The organism is Streptococcus sp. HMSC072D03 (genome assembly GCF_001812855.1).
In the GTDB taxonomy this organism is placed as follows: Bacteria; Bacillota; Bacilli; order Lactobacillales; family Streptococcaceae; genus Streptococcus; species Streptococcus salivarius_D.
The window spans coordinates 1-20,719 of record NZ_KV810650.1; the positions used below are offsets into that span (position 1 = coordinate 1).

Annotated in this window: 21 protein-coding genes; 1 reads left to right on the plus strand and 20 read right to left on the minus strand. The window is 40.0% G+C overall.

Going from position 1 to position 20,719, the window contains the following annotated elements:
• Nucleotides 1–54: 54 nt before the first annotated feature.
• The 16 genes from HMPREF2877_RS05160 to HMPREF2877_RS05235 all read right to left on the minus strand — a co-directional run bounded on the left by HMPREF2877_RS05160 (nucleotide 55) and on the right by HMPREF2877_RS05235 (nucleotide 14,827).
• Nucleotides 55–1,371: an FAD-containing oxidoreductase gene (locus HMPREF2877_RS05160; protein ID WP_070578993.1), complete on the minus strand. Its 1,317-nt coding sequence runs from the start codon at nucleotides 1,369–1,371 to the stop codon at nucleotides 55–57.
• Between the two features lie 141 nt (nucleotides 1,372–1,512).
• Nucleotides 1,513–2,313 (minus strand): alpha/beta fold hydrolase, encoded by an 801-nt coding sequence (locus HMPREF2877_RS05165; RefSeq protein WP_004182976.1) that lies wholly within the window; start codon nucleotides 2,311–2,313, stop codon nucleotides 1,513–1,515.
• 35 nt (nucleotides 2,314–2,348) lie between these two features.
• The gene (locus HMPREF2877_RS05170; RefSeq protein ID WP_070578996.1) at nucleotides 2,349–2,711 is read right to left on the minus strand and encodes a hypothetical protein; all 363 of its coding nucleotides are present in this window, start codon (nucleotides 2,709–2,711) and stop codon (nucleotides 2,349–2,351) included.
• 136 nt (nucleotides 2,712–2,847) lie between these two features.
• Complete coding sequence (locus HMPREF2877_RS05175) at nucleotides 2,848–4,215, minus strand: AAA family ATPase (RefSeq protein ID WP_070578999.1); 1,368 nt, start codon at nucleotides 4,213–4,215, stop codon at nucleotides 2,848–2,850.
• A 14-nt stretch (nucleotides 4,216–4,229) separates the two neighbouring features.
• Nucleotides 4,230–5,264, minus strand: coding sequence for a hypothetical protein (locus HMPREF2877_RS05180; protein WP_070579002.1), 1,035 nt, complete (start codon nucleotides 5,262–5,264; stop codon nucleotides 4,230–4,232).
• A 4-nt stretch (nucleotides 5,265–5,268) separates the two neighbouring features.
• Nucleotides 5,269–6,057: a hypothetical protein gene (locus HMPREF2877_RS05185; RefSeq protein WP_070579005.1), complete on the minus strand. Its 789-nt coding sequence runs from the start codon at nucleotides 6,055–6,057 to the stop codon at nucleotides 5,269–5,271.
• Between the two features lie 41 nt (nucleotides 6,058–6,098).
• Nucleotides 6,099–7,211 carry an alanine dehydrogenase gene (ald, locus tag HMPREF2877_RS05190; protein ID WP_070579008.1) on the minus strand — a complete coding sequence of 371 codons (1,113 nt, stop codon included), beginning with the start codon at nucleotides 7,209–7,211 and terminating at the stop codon, nucleotides 6,099–6,101.
• A gap of 300 nt (nucleotides 7,212–7,511) precedes the next feature.
• Nucleotides 7,512–8,207 carry a gamma-glutamyl-gamma-aminobutyrate hydrolase family protein gene (locus HMPREF2877_RS05195; RefSeq protein WP_070579011.1) on the minus strand — a complete coding sequence of 232 codons (696 nt, stop codon included), beginning with the start codon at nucleotides 8,205–8,207 and terminating at the stop codon, nucleotides 7,512–7,514.
• Nucleotides 8,204–9,349, minus strand: coding sequence for an amidohydrolase (locus HMPREF2877_RS05200; protein WP_070579014.1), 1,146 nt, complete (start codon nucleotides 9,347–9,349; stop codon nucleotides 8,204–8,206). Before HMPREF2877_RS05200 ends, HMPREF2877_RS05195 begins: the two co-directional genes overlap by 4 nt.
• A gap of 247 nt (nucleotides 9,350–9,596) precedes the next feature.
• Nucleotides 9,597–10,316 carry a 16S rRNA pseudouridine(516) synthase gene (locus tag HMPREF2877_RS05205; protein ID WP_070579017.1) on the minus strand — a complete coding sequence of 240 codons (720 nt, stop codon included), beginning with the start codon at nucleotides 10,314–10,316 and terminating at the stop codon, nucleotides 9,597–9,599.
• 129 nt (nucleotides 10,317–10,445) lie between these two features.
• Nucleotides 10,446–11,129, minus strand: a complete 684-nt coding sequence (locus HMPREF2877_RS05210; protein WP_002890291.1) for a VIT1/CCC1 transporter family protein — start codon at nucleotides 11,127–11,129, stop codon at nucleotides 10,446–10,448.
• A 90-nt stretch (nucleotides 11,130–11,219) separates the two neighbouring features.
• Nucleotides 11,220–11,990: a nucleoside phosphorylase gene (locus HMPREF2877_RS05215; RefSeq protein ID WP_045768999.1), complete on the minus strand. Its 771-nt coding sequence runs from the start codon at nucleotides 11,988–11,990 to the stop codon at nucleotides 11,220–11,222.
• Nucleotides 11,991–12,068: 78 nt separating this feature from the next.
• Complete coding sequence (locus HMPREF2877_RS05220; protein WP_045769000.1) at nucleotides 12,069–12,563, minus strand: DUF6773 family protein; 495 nt, start codon at nucleotides 12,561–12,563, stop codon at nucleotides 12,069–12,071.
• A gap of 13 nt (nucleotides 12,564–12,576) precedes the next feature.
• A complete protein-coding gene (locus HMPREF2877_RS05225) occupies nucleotides 12,577–12,774 on the minus strand; it encodes a helix-turn-helix transcriptional regulator (protein ID WP_014621323.1) in 198 nt (65 codons plus the stop codon).
• Nucleotides 12,775–12,952: 178 nt separating this feature from the next.
• Complete coding sequence (locus tag HMPREF2877_RS05230) at nucleotides 12,953–13,936, minus strand: oxygen-dependent tRNA uridine(34) hydroxylase TrhO (RefSeq protein WP_002889116.1); 984 nt, start codon at nucleotides 13,934–13,936, stop codon at nucleotides 12,953–12,955.
• A 189-nt stretch (nucleotides 13,937–14,125) separates the two neighbouring features.
• The gene (locus HMPREF2877_RS05235; protein ID WP_045769001.1) at nucleotides 14,126–14,827 is read right to left on the minus strand and encodes a glucosamine-6-phosphate deaminase; all 702 of its coding nucleotides are present in this window, start codon (nucleotides 14,825–14,827) and stop codon (nucleotides 14,126–14,128) included.
• Nucleotides 14,828–14,977: 150 nt separating this feature from the next.
• On the opposite strand from HMPREF2877_RS05235, the gene queA reads away from it, so the two are divergent.
• Nucleotides 14,978–16,021, plus strand: coding sequence for a tRNA preQ1(34) S-adenosylmethionine ribosyltransferase-isomerase QueA (gene queA, locus HMPREF2877_RS05240; protein ID WP_045769002.1), 1,044 nt, complete (start codon nucleotides 14,978–14,980; stop codon nucleotides 16,019–16,021).
• A gap of 97 nt (nucleotides 16,022–16,118) precedes the next feature.
• Here queA and HMPREF2877_RS05245 read toward each other — a convergent pair whose 3' ends face one another.
• The 4 genes from HMPREF2877_RS05245 to HMPREF2877_RS05260 all read right to left on the minus strand — a co-directional run bounded on the left by HMPREF2877_RS05245 (nucleotide 16,119) and on the right by HMPREF2877_RS05260 (nucleotide 20,482).
• Nucleotides 16,119–17,906: an ABC transporter ATP-binding protein gene (locus tag HMPREF2877_RS05245; RefSeq protein ID WP_045769003.1), complete on the minus strand. Its 1,788-nt coding sequence runs from the start codon at nucleotides 17,904–17,906 to the stop codon at nucleotides 16,119–16,121.
• A 12-nt stretch (nucleotides 17,907–17,918) separates the two neighbouring features.
• Entirely contained in the window at nucleotides 17,919–19,655 is a 1,737-nt protein-coding gene (locus tag HMPREF2877_RS05250) for an ABC transporter ATP-binding protein (RefSeq protein WP_070579020.1), read from the minus strand.
• Nucleotides 19,656–19,856: 201 nt separating this feature from the next.
• A complete protein-coding gene (locus HMPREF2877_RS05255) occupies nucleotides 19,857–20,228 on the minus strand; it encodes a type II toxin-antitoxin system death-on-curing family toxin (RefSeq protein WP_045769005.1) in 372 nt (123 codons plus the stop codon).
• A complete protein-coding gene (locus HMPREF2877_RS05260) occupies nucleotides 20,225–20,482 on the minus strand; it encodes a type II toxin-antitoxin system Phd/YefM family antitoxin (protein ID WP_045769006.1) in 258 nt (85 codons plus the stop codon). Before HMPREF2877_RS05260 ends, HMPREF2877_RS05255 begins: the two co-directional genes overlap by 4 nt.
• Between the last annotated feature and the right edge of the window lie 237 nt (nucleotides 20,483–20,719).

Consider the following 20,719-nt stretch of genomic DNA (forward strand, 5'->3'; position numbering starts at 1 on the left):
CACTTATATTGTATATTCAAGACATAAAAAAAGAGCCTCTCGGCTCTTTTCATTTTAAATCGCAAACAAATCGTTTAGGTTCTCAGCCATAGTTGGGTGAGTAAAGATTTGTTTAGCTAAATCTGTGTATGGAATGTGATGATTCATAGCTAGGGTAATTATATTGATAATTTCATGAGATTCTTGACCAAAGAGGGTCACACCCAAGATTTCCTTAGTTTCAGGATTTACCACAGCTTTGAAGGCACCACGCAAATCACCGTTAACATGGCCACGCGGCATGCCAGCAACTGGAAGTTCCTTGACTGCAACCGGTCCACCTGCTGCTCTGGCTTGATCTTCAGTAAGACCAACCTGTGCCAAAGGTGGGTTGAGAAACATAGCAGTTGGAACAGCTCCACGTGTTTCAAGGTTATAGCTACCATCACCAGTTAGGTAATTAAAGACAATACGGAAATCGTCTAGTGAGATATAGGTAAATTGAAGGCCACCATTAACATCACCCACTGCAAAGACACCAGGGACACTTGTTTCCAAATGCTTATTGACCTGTATACCACCACGTTCAGTCAAGGCAATATCAGTATTTTCCAAGTGAAGAGGTTCGATATTAGGCTTGCGTCCTGTCGCATAGAGGAGCGCATCAAAACGGAACTCGCCTTTGTCAGTAACAACGACAACTTCATCGCCATCATTCTTAACTTCAGAAGTTTTAACACCTTGCTCAAAGACAATGCCATCCTCTTCCATGTATTCCTTAGCCAACTTAGCAATAGATGGCTCTACACGTGGCAAGAAGCTAGTCGCTGCATCCAAAACAGTTACTTGGCTTCCCAAACGGTTATAAAGGCCAGCAAATTCAAGGCCAATATTACCACCACCTAAGACACCCAAACGTTTTGGCAAGGCTTCAAGGGTTTGAATACCAGTTGAATCATAGACATGCTTAGTTGTTGTCAAGCCAGGAATAGGCAAAACATTAGACACAGCACCTGTGTTGATGACAATAGTCTCAGCTGTTAGCTCTTGGCGGTCATTACCAGCCACTACTTCAATAACCTTATTTGACACAAAATGTGCCTCTGCATCAATGACATCAACGCCATTGTCTGCCAACATTTTATAATTCTTAGCATTAAGACGACTAGTCACTGCACCACGTTCCTTCATGGTGTCGTCAAATGACCAACCCTTCTCAGCCGCAACAATCATAGTCTTAGTTGGGATACAAGCAATATTAATGCAAGTACCACCATACATCGCCTTACTGCGTTCGATGACAGCAACTTTCTTACCAGCTGCATTCATCTTAGCAGCCAGAGTTTTACCGGCTTTACCGAAACCGATAACAATCAAATCATAGTTTAACATTTCTGTATCCTCCTATCTACCGCCATTCTATCATTTAATTTTTCAGACTGCACACAATTGAACCGGAAATAAAAAGAGGCTACAAGTTCTACTGTAACCCCTTTCTCATTCTATTTTAATAGATTTCTCTAAGTCCACTACCTATGTGTTTTCTTGCAGAAATTCTAATATGATTTTATTAAATTGCCTACTTTCAATAAAGGCCGCATGTCCTAGTTTCTCAAATTCATGGTATGAAGCCTTTGGAATGCCATTGGCAAGCTCCCTTGCACCATCCACTCCCAAAACCAAATCCTTTTTAGCTCCCAAGACAAGAGTCGGGCAGGTAATTTTATCAAGGGACTTATGGCAATCAAACTCAAGTATAGACTTGGCTAAACGGACAAATCGTTCTCGCTTCTCCTTACTTACAGACCTCAAAAATAATCTGTTAATCAAATATGTCTTCTTTAAAATAGGAGACGAGAATGTTTTACACATTGAATCCTTATTGAGTTTAGCCATATCGCCCATTTCTGCCATCTCAATCCAGCCTTCGATGGTTTCTCTACTAATAGCATTATTTTGTGAGAGTGTCAGAGCTAACACCAGACTAGTCACCTTTTGAGGATATTTGATAGCAAATATCTGAGCAATCATACCTCCCTGTGATATGCCTATGATAGAGGCGTTAGCAATATGCAATTTTTCCAAGGACCTATAGAGGTCATCTGCCATATCCTCAATAGAAATGCCTTCTTCGATAGGGTCTCTCCTATCAAAAATATAGACCTTATAGTCCTTAGCAAATCGATAAAATAGTGAGTAAATGGCAAGGTCAGACATATCACTTAAGCCTTGCAAACTTAATCCCGTAATGATAACGAGAACCTTATCTCCTCGACCAAAAGTGACATAGTCAACGCCCTGGTCTGACAAATGATTTCTGTGAATACTAAACATTATCTACACTCTTTCATTGCTAGTTTTAAGTATTATCATGCGTCCGGTGCATTATTTGATGCCATGATGATAATACTTACCAAGACAACAAAGGTAACTTGCCAAAGAATGAAGGCCATGAAATCCCCACCTTTAAAAATAAGCAGGTCACAAAGTAAAATAGCCAACAGCACAGCATTTTTTCTAAAAAGTTGGTCACAGTTTTTCCAGAAAGTTTCAAAAGAAACATTGGCTCCTATCTTACGAACAAGCTTCACATGATAAATAATCTCTATCAGGAATGCCACAGCTACTGTAGTTAGCAGTTCGGTCAAAGAGACATCCATACGAAAACCAAAATAAAGAACGACAAGCTGAGAAAAGACAATTGCTGTGATTACACGAATATGGTTGGACACGATAAAACCTCCTAATGGCAAAGAAATTCTATATACTCTTAAAACTTCCGAATCATAGAAAATCATTATGGTATTAATCAACATTAATAAATTTCAGATGGTGTAAATAATAATATTTATAATTTATGATTATTGTTTAACTAATATCAAGATCTGAAGAAACTATTTCTCCTAATTCATCATTGCTAATTGTTGCCAAATCTCCCAATCTATTAGCCTGATTAACAATACTACGCTCAAATAAGTTTCTTATCTCTCGAGCATTAGCAAAATTCTCTGTTTTTTTAGAACATATAGTGCTTAAAAACACCTTTAAATAGCTAGTTGCATCCTCTGATAACCATAAACCATATTTATGACAAAATAAGTTAAAGATGTCTAATAATTCCTTTTCGGTATAATCCTCAAATAAAATACTCTTATTAAATCTAGATTTTAGTCCAGGATTTGATAATAAAAATGCTTCCATTTGCTTAGTATAACCTGCAACAATAACAACAAAATCATCTCTATTATCTTCCATTGCTTTTAGAAGAGTATCAATAGCTTCTTGACCAAAATCAGTTTCACCCTTTGCTAAGGAATAAGCTTCATCGATAAACAGTACCCCGCCCATAGCTTCATTGATTTTTTCTTGAGTTTTAATGGCAGTTTGTCCAACATAGCCTGCGACTAGACCAGAACGATCAACCTCAATAAGTTGACCTTTTTCTAACACACCCAATTGTTTATAAATTTTAGCAATTAATCTTGCTACTGTTGTTTTCCCTGTTCCTGGATTTCCTAGGAAGACAAGATGATTAGAAGTCTTAGGTGTAGTTAATCCTCTTTCTTTTCGAATATTATTGATTTTCAATAAGTTTATCAAAGACGAAATTTCTTTTTTAACACTCTTAAGTCCAATCAAAGAGTCGAGTTCTCTTTGAAGGTCTTCTAATGATTGCTCTGATTCGATCTCCTCAGACCAATCCCTAGTTGAAGAAATGTATGCTGTAGTTTCATCAGCACTCTCTATACAATTTTGATTTGTTGAAGCATCCAACTTTTCTTGTTTTTTTAGGATTATAGCTTCTTCTTTATAATCGTTTACAATTGCCAAATATTTAAGAAATTTATTCTTATCAATATGATTTTTATCTAAACTGTTTGAAATATAATATTTTCCAATTTCAGTAATGACTGTCACATACAAGGAGGATAGAAAAAATTCCTTATCACTGAACACTTTCATATCTATCAAAGATAAAATTTTAAAAGATTCAGGTAATTCATCATTACATGCTTTTGGGAAAAGGTGATTGTATTTTGTTTCGAGATACATCAACTTGAAGAATGAAATCCTATCTTTAGATTCATCTTGTGAAATATAATCTATAAACGTTAATATGTCCACGACAACCAATTCATCTATAAATTTTATACTGGCATCTCCAAAGGAATGTTTCTTGATGCTATCACAAGCTATCAGAAGATTGTTTACCGCATTTTTGATATCAATATTCATAAGTGAAATCCTAGTTATAATAATTCAATTTGCTTTTGTATTTCATTATACACTCTCGACGCCTCCGCTGTTTGATTATCTTCAAAAGCTTCCTCTAGGGCATTTTCCAGATCCTGTTTTAATTCGTTAATATTAAACTCTCGAAGATTATTTAGAATAGTACTGTCCTTAATTGCCATAATTAACTCTTGGTTGTCTTCAATTTCTTGTTTTTGACAAATAACTTGATTAAATAATTCGTGACAATAAATATCTACACCTAGAGTATAAAAACCTACTTCAAAAAAAGCATAATCCTGAAGCCTCTCTATAAACTCAGGTAACAATAGATTACTATAAATGCTCATCCATTTAGAGTGAGACGAATGCCATGCATCACCTTCGGATAAGATTTCCCTATTATTAAGATAATAAAGTTCATCAAAATACTTAATTGACGTTGTAAACATTGATAAAAGTGAAAAAATTGAAAGGATAGTTTCTTGCTTATCTGTAACTATATCTTTTTTAAAACTATCATACAGAAGGTTTAAAACATTATATATATTATCAACCAAAACTCTCATTTTGTCTTCAGAATAAGGCTTTTGTCTTTTTCTACAATCAAGCATATCCGTGTATTCTGAAAGTACCTTACCAAATTCAAAATTTGTATTAACGTTATTACCCTGTTTCAATGTATCTTGAAGTTGATTAAATTGCTTTGTAATATCAACACTTATTCTGTCAAGTTTCTCATACAGAATAGCAAATCCAGCAGCAGTGGTAGCTAATGTTAAGCCATTAAGAATCAAACTAAGATTTTGTAATTTAGCAACACTCTTAATTAATTGTAAGTTATTCTGAAGCATATTATTGTTCTGAGCAACTAAATTGATAATCTTTTCCGCAGTCTTTTTAGCTTCACTATGTTCAACCCCATTTAATACAACCTTTTGAAATGCCTTGAACTTACTATTTCTGCCACGTATTACAATTTCCATAATATTATCATTATTTAGGAAAGGTTGTAATTGCTCAATTGTTTCTATATTTATAGTACCTACCATAGTATTATTCTCCATCTACATTATGACTAATAATTTCGAATAAAACTATTATCGCTATGATACGGTTACACATTTCATATGAAAATCCTCTATTTTGACCAAAAAATACATTCTTTTTCTCTAGAATATTTTTTGTAACATTATTTTTAGGTGTCTCAGATTTTTTCATTGACTGAATTAGCTTACTAGATTTCAAGCTAGAAACTGAATAATCAAAATTGGTGATAATATCATTTCGATTGATTATCTCAACATAGAGACAAAACATAATTCGTGAATAATCTCGCAGTCTATTATAATCGATATCATTTTGTTTTTTGTACTCAATTATTTTATTATAATATTTTCTTGCTCTAGGGATATCTTTGGTCTCAGTATTCTTTTTCCTAGGACTCTTTTCTATATATTTTGAAACTTTATCATCTAGAGATTGCATATATTTTTGTAGTAGATTAGGAAAATCCTTGTTGTTGTTTAACTCTACTTTCTCAAAGTAATCATAAAGTTTTTCAGCAAAAATACCCTGAGTAACTTCAGAATCATCAAGAAAATAAAATCCGAAAAAATCTTTAAAAAAATAAGTTTTTAATTCAAAAAAACTATCATTATCAAGAGACAGAATTGTGTTTTTGAGTAATTCTTTTTTGTCCATTATATATCCATTCTTTTCATAAACTTTTCTATAACATGAAGTCAATTTGATATCATAATTATACCATGAAAGCACTGTCATTAATGATGTGAAAAATATTGCTTTACACCTCAAATGCAAAAAAGGAGTCAACCACATCATGGTATAACTCCTCTTTGTTTATGATATTTACTCTACTCTGTTTATGCCAATTCATCAATGGCTGTATAATCTCTGTTTAGGCCCTCTGCAACTGGTCTGCTAGTAATACGACCTTGGTAGGTTGTAACCCCTTGACGAAGGCCTTCGTCGTCGTTAATTGCCTTTCTGAATCCTTTTCCTGCAAGGGCTTCGATATAAGGCAAAGTGACATTGGTAAGGGCAATGGTTGATGTACGTGCCACAGCTCCAGGGATATTGGCAACGGCATAGTGAAGGACACCGTGTGTTTCATAAACGGGCTCATCGTGAGTGGTCACGCGGTCCGCAGTTTCAACAACCCCACCTTGGTCAACAGCCACATCCACAATAACTGAACCTGGACGCATTTGTCTAACCATATCGTCAGTAACGAGTTTTGGTGCTTTTGCCCCAGGAATAAGGACTGCACCGATAACCACGTCAGCATCACGAACACTTGCCTCGATGTTGAATGGATTTGACATGAGCGTTTGAATTTGGCTACCAAAGACCTCTTCAAGGACAGACAAACGTTTGGCACTGATATCAAGGATAGTCACTTGAGCTCCAAGTCCAAGAGCGATACGGGCTGCGTGTGTCCCTACGACACCACCCCCGATAATCGTTACTTTACCTTTAGGAACACCCGGTACACCACCTAGGAGAACACCAGAGCCACCCTCTTGTTTAGTCAAGAAATGCGCACCGATTTGAACAGCCATACGACCTGCAACTTCACTCATTGGAACCAAAAGTGGTAGGTGGCCTTCTTGGCTACGCACTGTTTCGTAGGCAACGCCAGTTGTCTTAGCATTGACCATAGCATCTGCCAATTCAGGTGCTGCTGCCATATGCAAGTAGGTAAAGAGTATAAGATCTTCACGAAGGAAGCCATATTCAGCAGCAAGTGGTTCCTTAACTTTAACTACGAGCTTGGCTGCCCATGCTTCTGCAGCAGTCGCCACAATTTTTGCACCTTGTTTTTCGTAGTCTGCATCCGTAAAGCCAGAGCCCAGACCTGCATTGGTTTCAATGAGAACTTCATGACCTTTAGCTACAAGACTTTGCACACCAGCAGGCGTTAGAGCCACACGGTTCTCGTTATTTTTGATTTCTTTTGGAATACCAATTAGCATACGTTTCTCCTTATTAGGAAGTTATAAGGTCAACCATCATAAAGATGACTTGACCACTCCCTATCTATTTTTTTGAAATGATAACGCTTTCATTTTATCTAAAAAGCTCAAAAATAGCAAGTGAAAAATTCTCAGCCCTTTTTAAGTCCTGAAATCTTGCTTCTAAAATACGACAAAAGAACCCAACCAAGTGGCTGGGTTCTTAAGTGTAAACTAAAATGATCAAAAGATTATTATTTATCCTTAAGCACGTCCTCCTTTTCAATATCAAAAATGGTACCAATTTAAAGTCCTAAAACCTTATGTAAAACTCTTAACAAAATAATCAAAGAGTCCTTGGTCTGCTAATTGCTTATGTCCCAAGAGAAACTCAGGATGCCACTGAACACCTATAAATGGGGCATCAGTAAAGCTCTCAACTCCCTCGATAACCTCATCCTCTAAACTCCTAGCCGTAACCTTCAAATGAGGAGCTAGTTTTTTCAAACTCTGACGGTGAACAGAATTGACCACCTGCTCACTTCCATAAATCTCTTGCAACTGGCTTCCATTTTCAGTCACAATCTTGTGTGAAAGTTCAAAGGGTGGCTTATCCGCATGACCGTTAATGTCCTGGTTGAGACTACCTCCTGTCACGGCATTGTAAAGCTGTAGCCCCCGACAAATACCTAAAACTGGCTTACCTTGAGCAAGTGCTTCCTTGACTAGAGCCACTTCCCAAATATCTCGAGACAAAAAGTAATCCTTACTATCTACCGTTTTTTCCTCACCGTAATAGCTTGGATCAACATTTTGGCCACCAGTTAGAATAAGCTTATCAATACGCTTGACATACTCACGCGCAAAATCCGGATTGCTGATGGGGATGTAGAATGGAAGTCCTCCCGCCCTCTTAACTCCATCCGCAAATAATGTACTCACAGACAGATGGATGATGGGACTTCCTTCTTCGACGGGCTTTTCATTACTGGTGATTCCAATTAAGGGAATGGTCATTTGCCTTCCTCCTTAAAATAGTCAAGTAGGAAAAGTGCGTTTTCCACATAGTAATTAACAGCTACTGGCAAGGCCTCGTCTTTCACAAGGAAATCATCATGGTGCCAGTCTGGTGCATTTTCTTCACCATTAGAGCCAATAAAAGCAAAAACTCCTGGTATTTCCTTTTGATAAGCTGCAAAATCTTCGCCCCCTGTTGATGGCAAGGTTTCAATCACTTCCGCAAAGGCCTTAGAATTTTCAAAGATGAGAGGTGTGAGCGTATGGTCATTGTAGGTTACGTAAGGTGAATTGCCCCAAGTAATGTCAACTTGAGCACCGAACTGGTCTGCTGTCGCCTGAACGACCTTTTCAAAACGTGCGATAACATCTTCACGAACCTTAGGCTCAAAGGTACGAATCGTTCCTTCGAAAAAGCCCGTTGCTGGAAGAACATTCCAGGTATTTCCAACTTCGATATGAGTGACTGACAATACAGCTGAGTCAAAGGGCGATACCGTACGAGCCACAATTTGCTGTAAATTGTTAATGATGGTCGTAGTGACCAAGACCGTATCCACACCCAAGTCTGGACGGGCTGCATGGGAGGAAACACCCTTAACATCAACCCTAAACTGCTCCACACCAGCCATGATAGCACCTGAACGAAGACCAATCTGACCAGGTTTCAAGTGAGGATTATTGTGATAGCCGATGATGGCTGAGACATCCTCAATACCACCCGCTTCAATGACTTGATAAGCCCCTTGAAAATTTTCCTCAGCCGGTTGGAAAATCAGGCGAACAGTCCCCTTAAGCTCTGCTTCTCTTTCTTTTAAAATCTGAGCAGCTCCAAGAAGGGAGGTCTGGTGAAAGTCATGCCCACAAGCATGCATAGCTCCATTGTCGCTGGCATAAGGAAGTCCTGTCTTTTCCTTAATCGGTAGGGCATCAATATCAGCACGCAAAGCAATAACCGGATAACCTGACCCAATCTCAGCGACGAGTCCCGTCTTCAAGGGATAATTTAAAGGCTCAATACCTAGATTTTTCAAATAACCTTTCAAAAAGACTGTCGTCTCATGCTCCTCCTCAGAAACCTCTGGATGTTGGTGAATCTGATGACGTGTCTTTGCTAAACGATCATAAAATGCTTCTGTCATAATGAACCTCCCTCTCTGATTAGACCTGCTCATTGCTCCTAACTTGCTTAAGTTCTCAATCGAATTGATATCATCATACCACCAGAAACAAGGCTTGAAAAATTAAAAAAACTTATAGAATGTCATAAGTTTTACTTATACCCCTAGAAAAGACCGTCCTTATGGGCCTTACAGTATAAAGCCTAGTGATAGGGTAGACCTATCAGGAGATTGAAAGTTCCTATCATACCTTAATAAGAAGAAATGACTAGCCCAAATAAGTACGCAAAATCACTTTTTCCGCTTCCGTTAATGCTCGATAGGAACCTACCGCTAGCCCTTCATCAAGCTTAAACGCTCCAAAAGAAATCCGCTTAAGATAGGTCACCTTGACCCCATAAGCCAAGAACATCTTTTTCACTTGATGAAACTTACCTTCCGAAATCGTGATATGAGCACTACTCTTGTCCCTCGCAGAACTTAGAATTTCTAGCTGAGCAGATTTACAAACAGTACCATCCTCAAAGACAACCCCTGACTCAAAAAATGCAGGTGCATCAGGCCCAAGAACATCATTGACCTCAACATAATAAGTCTTAGCCACATGATAGCGGGGGTGAAGCATGGCAAAGCCCAGAGGGCCATTGTTGGTAATCAGCACCAAACCCTCCGTATCTCTATCCAATCGGCCCACAGGATAGAGACCGTCTCGCTGATCTTCAGGCTTAATCAAATCAATGACTGTCTGGTGTTCCTTGTCCTTTCGAGCTGACACTACACCTGCTGGCTTATTCATGAGATAGTAAACTTCTGGCGTATGCTCCAGTTCCTTACCAGAAACCGTGATGGTTTGAAGACTAGCATCCACATTAAGATTATCTCGATCCGCCAAGATACCATCTACATAAACTTGACGGCTACGAATGAGCTTCTTGACCTGATTGCGGGAACCATAGCCTGCCTGTCCTAATAATTTGTCTAAACGCATAACCTTATTGTACCACGGATAAGCCTGGTCTAGCAGACTAAAAAAGGAGGACATAAGAAAGGTATCAAAAGAACTCTGGATAAAACAAAAAGTCTACCTTAAAAGATAGACTTATCACATTATTAAGACTTACACATTCACATGGAAGATATGCCCGACCAAGAAAGTCACAAGCATGGTCAAGAGTCCTACTGTCAAGTTACGCAACATCGCTTGTTTAACAGGTGCTTTTCCAAGCTTGGCACTGATATAACCAGTCAAGAGCAAGGTAAGGGCAACCACGACCACTGTAACAGGAATACGGTAGGGCTCTGGAAAAAGCATAATAGCTAGGGCTGGTGGCAAGGAACCAACTGAAAAAGCCAGGAAACTAGAGACAGCAGCATGCCATGGATTAGTAATTTCATCCAAATCCACCCCATATTTTTCCTCAACTAAGACCTTAATCGGATTCTTATTGAAGGCCTGATTAACCTTAACTTCAGCTGCTGTTTCGCAATCCCCCTGACTGAGGAAGGTTTGATACAAACTCTCTCTAGCCGCCTCAGGAGAGCGGTCCAAGAGGGCTTGTTCCTTAGCGATAGCAGCTTCTTCAGTATCTTTTTGAGTTGACACACTGACATATTCACCACCTGCCATTGAAAAAGCACCGGCAAAAATGGCTGACAAGGCAGAAATCAAGATAAACCAAATGTTAGATGTCGCACTGGCCACACCAATAACCACTCCCGCAATGGAAATGATGCCATCATTGGCACCCAAAACACCAGCTCTCAAAATATTTAAACGTTCTGCAAAATTCTTATCTTCCAATTTATTCGCTCCTTATTTAGAATGATTCTAAAAAGTATTATAGCAGTTATTTAGAATGATTACAAATAAGAAGTTTGAAAAGTAGAATTTTTAAGGTTTACTCCAGTCACACGCAAACTCCAAGGCTAATAAAGCCACCTTATCTTTTTCATCTAAATCCTCATGACTAGATAAGGTTCGGATATCCCATTTTTCTTCAGAGAGGTGGTCTGCCGCGTAGAAGAAATGGCAGAGCTCAAAGCCTCTATAAGCTGCTAAAGCTGCCACTGCTGAACATTCCATATCCACACAGATGGCTCCTGCTGCCTTTCGAACTTTGAGTTTAGCACTCGTCTCACGGTAAATACCATCAGTTGTCCAGACCTTGCCTTCCTTATGAGAAATCTGACGCTCATTGAGGTAGGAACGAAAACGATCTAAAACACCCACATTTACCGCAATCTCATCGCTAGCTTCCACATAGTGAAAACTCGTCCCTTCATCTCTAAGAGCATGACTAGGGATAATAATAGAAGTCTCTTTAATATCTTCATCAAGCACCCCACAAGTCCCAAAGAGCACAAGTTTTTCAGCTCCCAAGGCAAAAATATCCTCTAAAATAGCTACACAGGCAGAGGCTCCTACAGGTGCATTAAAAAGAGCCAACTCCTTCTCATCAATAACAAGCTTATATATCGGAATAGCCACATTCGCTATGGACGTTTCATAGATAAGTTCATGGGGAAACATATCAAGCATACGTTGAAAGGTCATACGAGAGAAGCAGGATACAGCTATTTTAGGAAAAACCTCAAGAGGCTCATGTAAGTCCTCGGGATTGATAATCGCTTGTCTATTATCATCAAATTCAGTTAGTAGCATACGTGACCTCCTTAGTTTTAGGACCCATTATAACACAAAAAAATCAGACCAAAAAGAACGGTCTGATTCTATCACTATTTATTCTTCATTCTCCAAATCGTCCAGCTGTTTTTCAAGACGTCTTTTCTCATATCTTCCCAGTACTGTGAGAGCCCAATTCACCAAAAAGACAAAGGGAGCATATATGATATAAGTAAGTGGCCAAGCCATGAGATATCTAGGGTCCAAGGGATTATTATGATAGACATTGTGGTTGAACTGATAGTTAGCTGACATTATCATAAGGGTGATAAGCCCAGTCACCAGTAAACAACCTAAGACTGTCATTCCAGAACCCCCAAATGTGTTAACACTAAGTCGTTCAGATCTATAAATAGACCAAATCCATGCTATCAACAATGGAAAGGCCAAGTAATTAGAAGTGATGACACCATTGTTAAAGAAGGAACTATAGACCAAGCACGCAAGCGTCCCTGCAATCATTATGTAAAAACATTCGGCACCAACTTTATTATTTAGAGCTTTTTCACGTTCATCCGTAACCTTATTATTAATCAGTTTAAGTTTCATCATCTTTACTTCCTTCCTAAATCTCCCAAAACAGTTGATCCAAGGTCCTGTCCAGTGTTTTGCAAATCGCAATACATAGGGCCAGACTGGGATTGTACTTTCCAGCTTCAATCAAGCCTATGGTTTGTCTTGTTGCTCCTACCGCTTCAGCCAAGTCACCTTGGGTCATATCATGCTCTGCTCGAGCTGCTTTTAAGCGTAAATTCTTTGCCACATGACCCCTCCTTTTCATCATATCTGATATTATCGTCGAAATTGACTAGGTTCACCATCTGTTTTCATCTTTATTATACACTATATATTTCTATTTGCAATATATATCTGTCATTATTTTAGAAATAAATTGCAAAACAAAAAGCCGAGATTTCTCTCAGCTTCTTCACTATTTAAACTTAGGCAGGTGTTACATCTAAGCTTTCACCAATTGCTGCAAGGCGTTCGACAACCTCTTCTTGGCTCAAACCATTTTCAGAGACATAACGGTTACGTGGGTGAACACGGCATTCGTGTGAGCAGCCACGGAGGTACTTGTCTTCATTTTCCTCTGAAGCAAGGATACGACGGTTACAGAATGGGTTACCGCAGTTGACATAGCGTTCGCAAGGCGTACCATCGAACCAATCCTTACCGACAACGACAGGATCTACATGGTTGATGTCAACGGCAATACGCTCGTCAAAGACATACATCTTACCATCCCAAAGCTCCCCTTGAACCTCTGGATCTTTTCCGTAAGTCGCGATACCACCGTGCAATTGACCAACATCTTTGTATCCTTCACGGACCATCCAACCTGAGAATTTCTCACAGCGGACACCACCAGTACAGTACACAACCACGCGCTTGTCCATGAACTCTTCTTTATGGTCACGGACCCATTGTGGCAATTCACGGAAGTTACGAATGTCTGGACGAATGGCTCCACGGAAGTGACCAAGGTCATACTCATAGTCGTTACGTGTATCGAGGACAACAGTGTCCTCATCTAAAAGGGCGTCTTTAAACTCTTTTGGTGACAAGTAGGCACCCGTTGTTTCAAGTGGATTGATGTCGCTGTCAAAGTTATCGTCCTCTAAACCAAGGTGAACGATTTCCTTCTTGTAGCGAACAAACATCTTCTTGAAGGCTTGCTCCTCTTCCTCATCAATCTTGAACCAGAGGTCCTCCATCCCTGGAAGACTGTGAACGTAGTCCATGTATTTTTGAGTGGTTTCATAGTCACCAGAAACCGTTCCATTGATTCCCTCGTCAGCAACCAAGATACGTCCTTTCAAACCGATTGACTTACAGAAAGCCAAGTGGTCTGCCGCAAATTGCTCAGCGTTTTCGATAGGAAGGTATTTATAATAAAGCAATACTCGAATAGGTTTTGCCATTGTATATCCTCTTTCTATATGAAATATCTATATCTGTTGTTTGATAGTCAAAGTCAACTTAACTATTATAGCGCTATCAAAGAGAGCTAGGCAATTGATTTGCTTGGAAGTGACTTTTCACAAAAGAAAAAGGCTGAGTGCCAAATGCCTCAACCTGAGTTTCCTAAGATTGTTTTTCAAAAGATAGTATTACAATTTCGCAGCGGCTGCCTCATCCAGAATAAGAGTTACGTCTGGATGATTTTGCAAGACACTGGCTGGCACTTCCTCTGTCACTGGCCCCTTGACCATCTTGAAAATGGCGTCTGCTTTCTTGTCACCATAGGCAAACAAGATAATCTTCTTGGCAGCCATAATGGAAGCAATCCCCATCGAAATAGCCTTTGTAGGGACTTGGTCAAGACTGGCAAAGAAACGGCTATTGGCTTCAATGGTGCTGTCAGTCAAGTCGACCACATGAGTTTGACTATCAAAAGGTGTACCTGGCTCATTAAAGCCAATATGCCCATTACTTCCGATTCCTAGGATTTGCAGGTCAATAGCATGGTGTGCCAAGACGTCATCGTAATCCTTAGCCGCCTGCTCCAAATCTTCAGCCATACCGTCAGGCAAGAAACTCTCCTTAAATGGCTTGGCATCAAAGAGTTGGGCCTTCATAAAGGCATGATAGCTCTGCTCATGGTCTGGTGCTAGTCCCACGTACTCATCCAAATTGACGCTGTAAAGCTCCGAAAAATCTACGTCGCTTTCAACCATCTCTTGGTAAAGAGCAATAGGTGAACTACCTGTCGCCAAGCCCAAGGTTTGAGCACCCGCTGCAAGGCTCTCTTTAAGAAGGTCAAAGGCAACTTTGCCTCCCTCAACTTGATTCTTAACTAAAATCTTTTTCATTCTATTCACCTCGATATTGGTATATACCATTTTTCTTTATTATCTCTTTTTTTAACCTTTTGTCAAGCGCTTTCACTCAACTCCTTTAATGACTGTCATCCTATATCGTGCTATAATAAAAAGGCTGAAAATTTTTAAACGAGGAAACAAATGAATACAAACGATTTTGATTTTGAACTACCAGAGGAACTGATTGCCCAAACTCCATTGGAACAACGTGACGCCTCTAAACTCTTGGTCATTGATCCTGTAACCAAGGAAATGACTGATACCCACTTCGACCACATCATCGACCAGCTTAACCCTGGCGATGCCTTGGTCATGAACAATACGCGCGTACTTCCTGCCCGTCTCTATGGTGAAAAGCCTGATACCCACGGCCATGTGGAATTTCTCCTTTTGAAAAATACCCAAGGCGATCAATGGGAAGTTTTGGCCAAGCCAGCCAAACGCCTTAAAGTAGGTGCTAAAGTCAGTTTTGGTGATGGACGCTTGACCGCAACTGTTACTGAGGAACTGGATCACGGTGGCCGTATCGTAGAATTTAGCTACGACGGTATCTTCCTTGAGGTTTTGGAAAGCTTGGGTGAGATGCCATTGCCACCTTATATCCATGAAAAATTGGAAGACCGCGACCGTTACCAAACAGTCTATGCTAAGGAAAATGGCTCTGCCGCTGCTCCAACTGCTGGCCTCCATTTCACTCCTGAGTTACTTCAAAAGATTGAAGCAAAAGGCGTAAAATTGGTCTACCTCACCCTTCACGTTGGACTGGGAACCTTCCGACCTGTTTCTGTCGATAATGTCGACGAGCATGAGATGCACTCAGAATTTTACACCCTCAGCCAAGACGCTGCCGATACACTCAATAGTGTCAAAGCTGCTGGGGGACGCATCATTGCTGTGGGAACAACCTCTATCCGAACACTGGAAACTATCGGCAATAAATACGATGGTCAACTTCAAGCTGACTCCGGCTGGACCAATATCTTTATCAAACCAGGTTACCAATTCACAGTCGTAGATGCCTTTTCAACCAACTTCCACCTGCCAAAATCAACCTTGGTCATGTTGGTTTCAGCCTTTGCTGGTCGTGAATTCGTTCTTGATGCCTATAAACACGCCGTCCAAGAACGCTACCGCTTCTTCAGCTTCGGAGATGCCATGTTCGTCACACGACGTGCTGAGAAATAAATATTGATTTTGAGACTTGCCTCTATAGGAGAAGTCTCTTTTATTAATCTCCACATTCAGAAAAAATCCACCAGTTATGAACTGATGGATTTTCTATTTATTTCTCCGCAAACTGGCTATTATACAAGTCGTAATAGAAGCCTTTATCTGCAAGGAGGGATTCATGGTTCCCTTGTTCGATGATTTGACCATCTTTAAGAACCAAAATTTTGTCTGCTTCTTGGATAGTTGACAGACGGTGGGCAATGACAAAGCTTGTTCGACCTTGCATAAGAGTCTTCATAGCTTTTTGAATCAAGAGTTCCAGACGGGTATCAACCGATGAGGTTGCCTCGTCCAAAATCAAGATTTTAGGATCAGCCAAAAGCGCACGCGCAATAGTCAAAAGTTGCTTTTGTCCTAGTGAGATGTTACTTGATTCCTGGTTCATTTCCATGTTGTAACCACCAGGTAGGGTACGGATAAAGTGGTCCACATTGGCAGCCTTAGCAGCTTCAACAATTTCTTCGTCAGTCGCATCAAGATTACCAAAGCGAAGATTTTCCTTGATAGTTCCTTCAAAAAGCCAAGCATCCTGAAGCACCATACCAAACTGCTTACGATAATCCTGACGAGACAGGTTACGGATATCATGACCATCAACCGAAATAGACCCGGCAGTCACATCATAGAAACGCATGAGTAGGTTGATAATCGTTGATTTTCCGGCACCGGTAGGACCGACAATGGCCACCATTTCACCAGGATTAACCTCAAGATTAAAGTCACGAATCAAAGGTTTATCAGCCACATACTGGAAGTCCACATGCTTAAAGCTAACTTGGCCAGTCAAATCTCCGTCAAGCACTTCAGTAGCATCATTAGCCTCGTCTGGTTCATCCATCAGTTGGAAAATACGGTCCAAAGAAGATTTAGCACTTTGCAATTGTCCAGCCAACTGAGTCAAGTTCTGAATAGGTTGGTTAATCTGCCAAACGTACTGAACAAAGGCCTGCATATTACCAATCGTCAGGCGACCAGCCAAGACTTGCAAACCACCCAAAACAGCGACAATTAGATAGGTCAAGTCAGATAAACCATTAAGAACCGGCATCATGAGTCCTGAAATGAAATTAGCCTTAAAACCTACCTTCTGAAGGTCTTCTGTGATTTCTTTAAAATCATCCAAAGATCTATCCTCACGGCCAAATAGCTTAAGCACATTGAAGCCAGTCAGATTTTCTTGAACAAAACCATTAAGAGTACCTAGGGCATCAGCCTGTTGTTTAAAGTAGGGCTGAGACTTACTCATGATGTAGCGGGCACCAAAGAATGTAATCGGAATAGTGATGACAACTATAGCTCCCAATTGAAGGTTAAGGTAAAGCACTGTTCCAATAACCAAGGCTAGAGTAAAGACGGCATTAACAACCTGCAAGAATGACTGTTGCAAGGCATTAGATACTGTCTCGACATCACTTGTAAAGCGGCCCAAGAGGTCCCCAAACTGGTGCTTATCAAAGTATGACACTGAAGTACGATTGATTTTCTCAGTCATCTCATTTCGCATATCTTGAACCGTTGCTTGCACAGCATTGGTCATGAAATAGTTGGAATAGTAGGCGGCCAACTCATAAATAAGACCACGCAAGAGATAAACAACGAGAACCAAACCAACATAGGAGACGTTGATATGAGCACCTTCCACACCTTTGATGATGGCCAGCGTATTTTTAGTCAACTCGGTAATAGCTAAACCAATGACTACGGGTTCAAGGACACTCATGATGACACTAACAATTTTCAGGAAAATGGCTAGGTAAAGTGGGAAACGATAAGCCTGCAAGTAGGACCAAAGGCGGCCAAAACTTGAGGAATGATTTGTTTTCTTTTTATTATTCTTCATTTCGACCTCCTTCTAGTCTTCTGTAAGACTCTTTTGATTCAATTGAGAATTAGCAATTTCACGGTAAATCTCATTGCTTTCCATAAGCTCTTCGTGACGGCCACGACCAACGATTTCACCCTTATCAAGAACGATAATCTGGTCTGCATCCATGATAGTCCCCACACGTTGAGCCACAATCAAGACTGTCGCATCCTGGGTCACTTCTTTCAGACGACGACGCAAGGTTGCATCAGTCTTGTAGTCCAAGGCAGAGAAGGAATCGTCAAAGATGTAAAGGTCGGGACGTTTAACCACAGCACGTGCAATTGACAAACGCTGCTTCTGTCCCCCAGAAAGGTTGCTACCACCCTCAGCCAAGTGAGAATCGTAGCGTTCTTCCTTACTGTCAATAAATTCCTTAGCTTGAGCGACATCCGTAGCTTGATTCAATTCTTCATGACTGGCATTTTCCTTACCATAACGGATATTTTCACCGATGGTTCCTGTAAAGAGCAGGGCTTTTTGTGGAATAAAGCCAATCTTACGACGCAGAGCCTTCAGATTATAGTCACGGACATCCACACCATCAACAAGAATGCGTCCAAGTGTTACATCATAAAAGCGTGGAATCAACTGCACAAGTGATGATTTTCCTGAACCCGTAGATCCGATAAAGGCAATGGTTTCACCTGGTTTAGCCTTGAAAGAAATATTGTGTAGGACAGGACTCTCAGTTTCACCAGGATAGGCAAAGGTCACATTGTCAAACTCCAAATATCCTTTAGTCTCAGTCTCTGTCACCCCGTCTTCATTTGGATTAATAGAAATAGGCATATCCATAATCTCCTGCAGACGTTCACTAGATACCGCCGTACGAGGATACATGGTAAAGAGGTTGGCTAGGAAAAGGAAAGACAATAGTGCATGGAAACTGTACTCAATAAAGGCAACCAAATCCCCGATTGCCAACGTCCCAGAACCTAGTGGCTCGAGGGCAAACCAAACAATAGCCACAATCATGGCGATGATGATTTGCACAAAAAGTGGCTCAGTCAAACCAGTTAATTTAAAGAGCTTGTTTGAATTATCCGCATAGACAGCATTTTGAGAAGCAAACTTCTTCTCTTGAAAATCTTCTCTAGCGAAAGCTCGGATGACACGAAGTCCAGTTAGATTTTCACGAGCGTACTGGTTAATCTTGTCGAGAGTTGCCTGTTGTTTCTCAGAAAGCGGACGCGTTTTTACCGCCACATACCATACTACTACGGCTAGGAAAGGCAAGGAAATTGCCACAATCCAAGCCAAAGATGGACTTGTCGTCAAAATCAAGAAGACACTGGAAACCATCATCAGAGGAGTAATGACACCCATCTTTAGAATCTGTTCCGCAAATTGCATGAGAACAAAAGCATCAGATGTAATACGAGTTACCAAAGAGGATACGCCAATCTGCTCGTACTCATGGTGGGAATACTCCTGAAGCTTAGCGTAAATGTCATTACGCATGACCTGCACCATTGTGGTCGTCAACTTACTAACCGCATAGGACAAGAGCACACGTCCAACAATCCCAGTCAAGACCACACCGAACATGACCCAAGCATAGGTATAAAGCTTGTCAGCATCTCCACGGTTAATCCCCTCATCAATCATTCTGGCAAGAACCGTCGGCAGACCTAAGTTAGCAATAACAAATAAAATAGCCGCCGTAAAATTCATTGCTAGCCACTTAGGATAACGCCTGAGATAAGACCAAATATAAGCCATAAATTTCTCCTTTTCTTTTTAGCATTTACCATGCCTTTAGGATTTTTATAGTTATTGACAACTACTAAAGCCGAAAAAGACACAGAAAAAGGGCGTGACAAGCACGCACATTACCTACATTCTAACAAATGAAAATATTAAAAGCAATAGAAAAAACCAGAGCTAATGCTCTGGTTTTCTACCAATCTTATTAAGAGTAAATTAATGGGATTGTATAAACTCCAATATATCTTCATAATCTAGCTCGGACGCTGCAGCACCAAGACCTAAATCAACAATCTCAGCATCCTCACAGTCTAAAATAATACCATTTAACTCTAAAAATACAAGCATAGCAAAAACTGCTATACGTTTGTTCCCATCTAAGAAGGCATGATTTTTTATCAATGAATAACACAATCTCGCTGCCTTCTCTTCAATTGTTGGATAGCGTTCGACACCAAAATAAACTTCAAATGCACTAGAAAGCGAAGAATCCACTAACCCCTTGTCTCTCACGCCATCCAATCCTCCTGTAGTCATAATAAGCTGACTATGTAGCATTAAGATTTGTTCTGTTGTCAGTCGCTTCATTTAGCTAATTCCTTGAAGGCATCTAAATGACGAGACAAAACAGAGTTAGCCACATCGTCGACTGTGACCTGCTCTGCAACTTCTGTCCCACCTTGTTCATTTTTAATTAAGGTGTCATATTCTACCAATACATACTTAGGCTTATTATTTTTTAGAATTACTGCAGTCCCCTTGTTATCGACCATACGAGCAACTTTAGAAAAATTTTGGTTGGCTTCAGAAATGGGAACTAAATTTTCAAGATTAATCTGCATAATAATGTCCTCCTTAGATTTATCATACCACTTTTTTGCGAGAAAACCAGTAAATAGGATATATTTATCCTAAAAAAGCAATTCTAAGACAATTAAAGTACATCCTTGTAGAGGAGATGGTAAACAAAACCAATCTAAAATAGAAAAACCCAAAAACTGCCAAAAATAAATTTGACAGTTTTTTTGGTAGGGAATCTATTAATTCGGCTCTATAATTTCTGTAGTGGGTAAAACTAC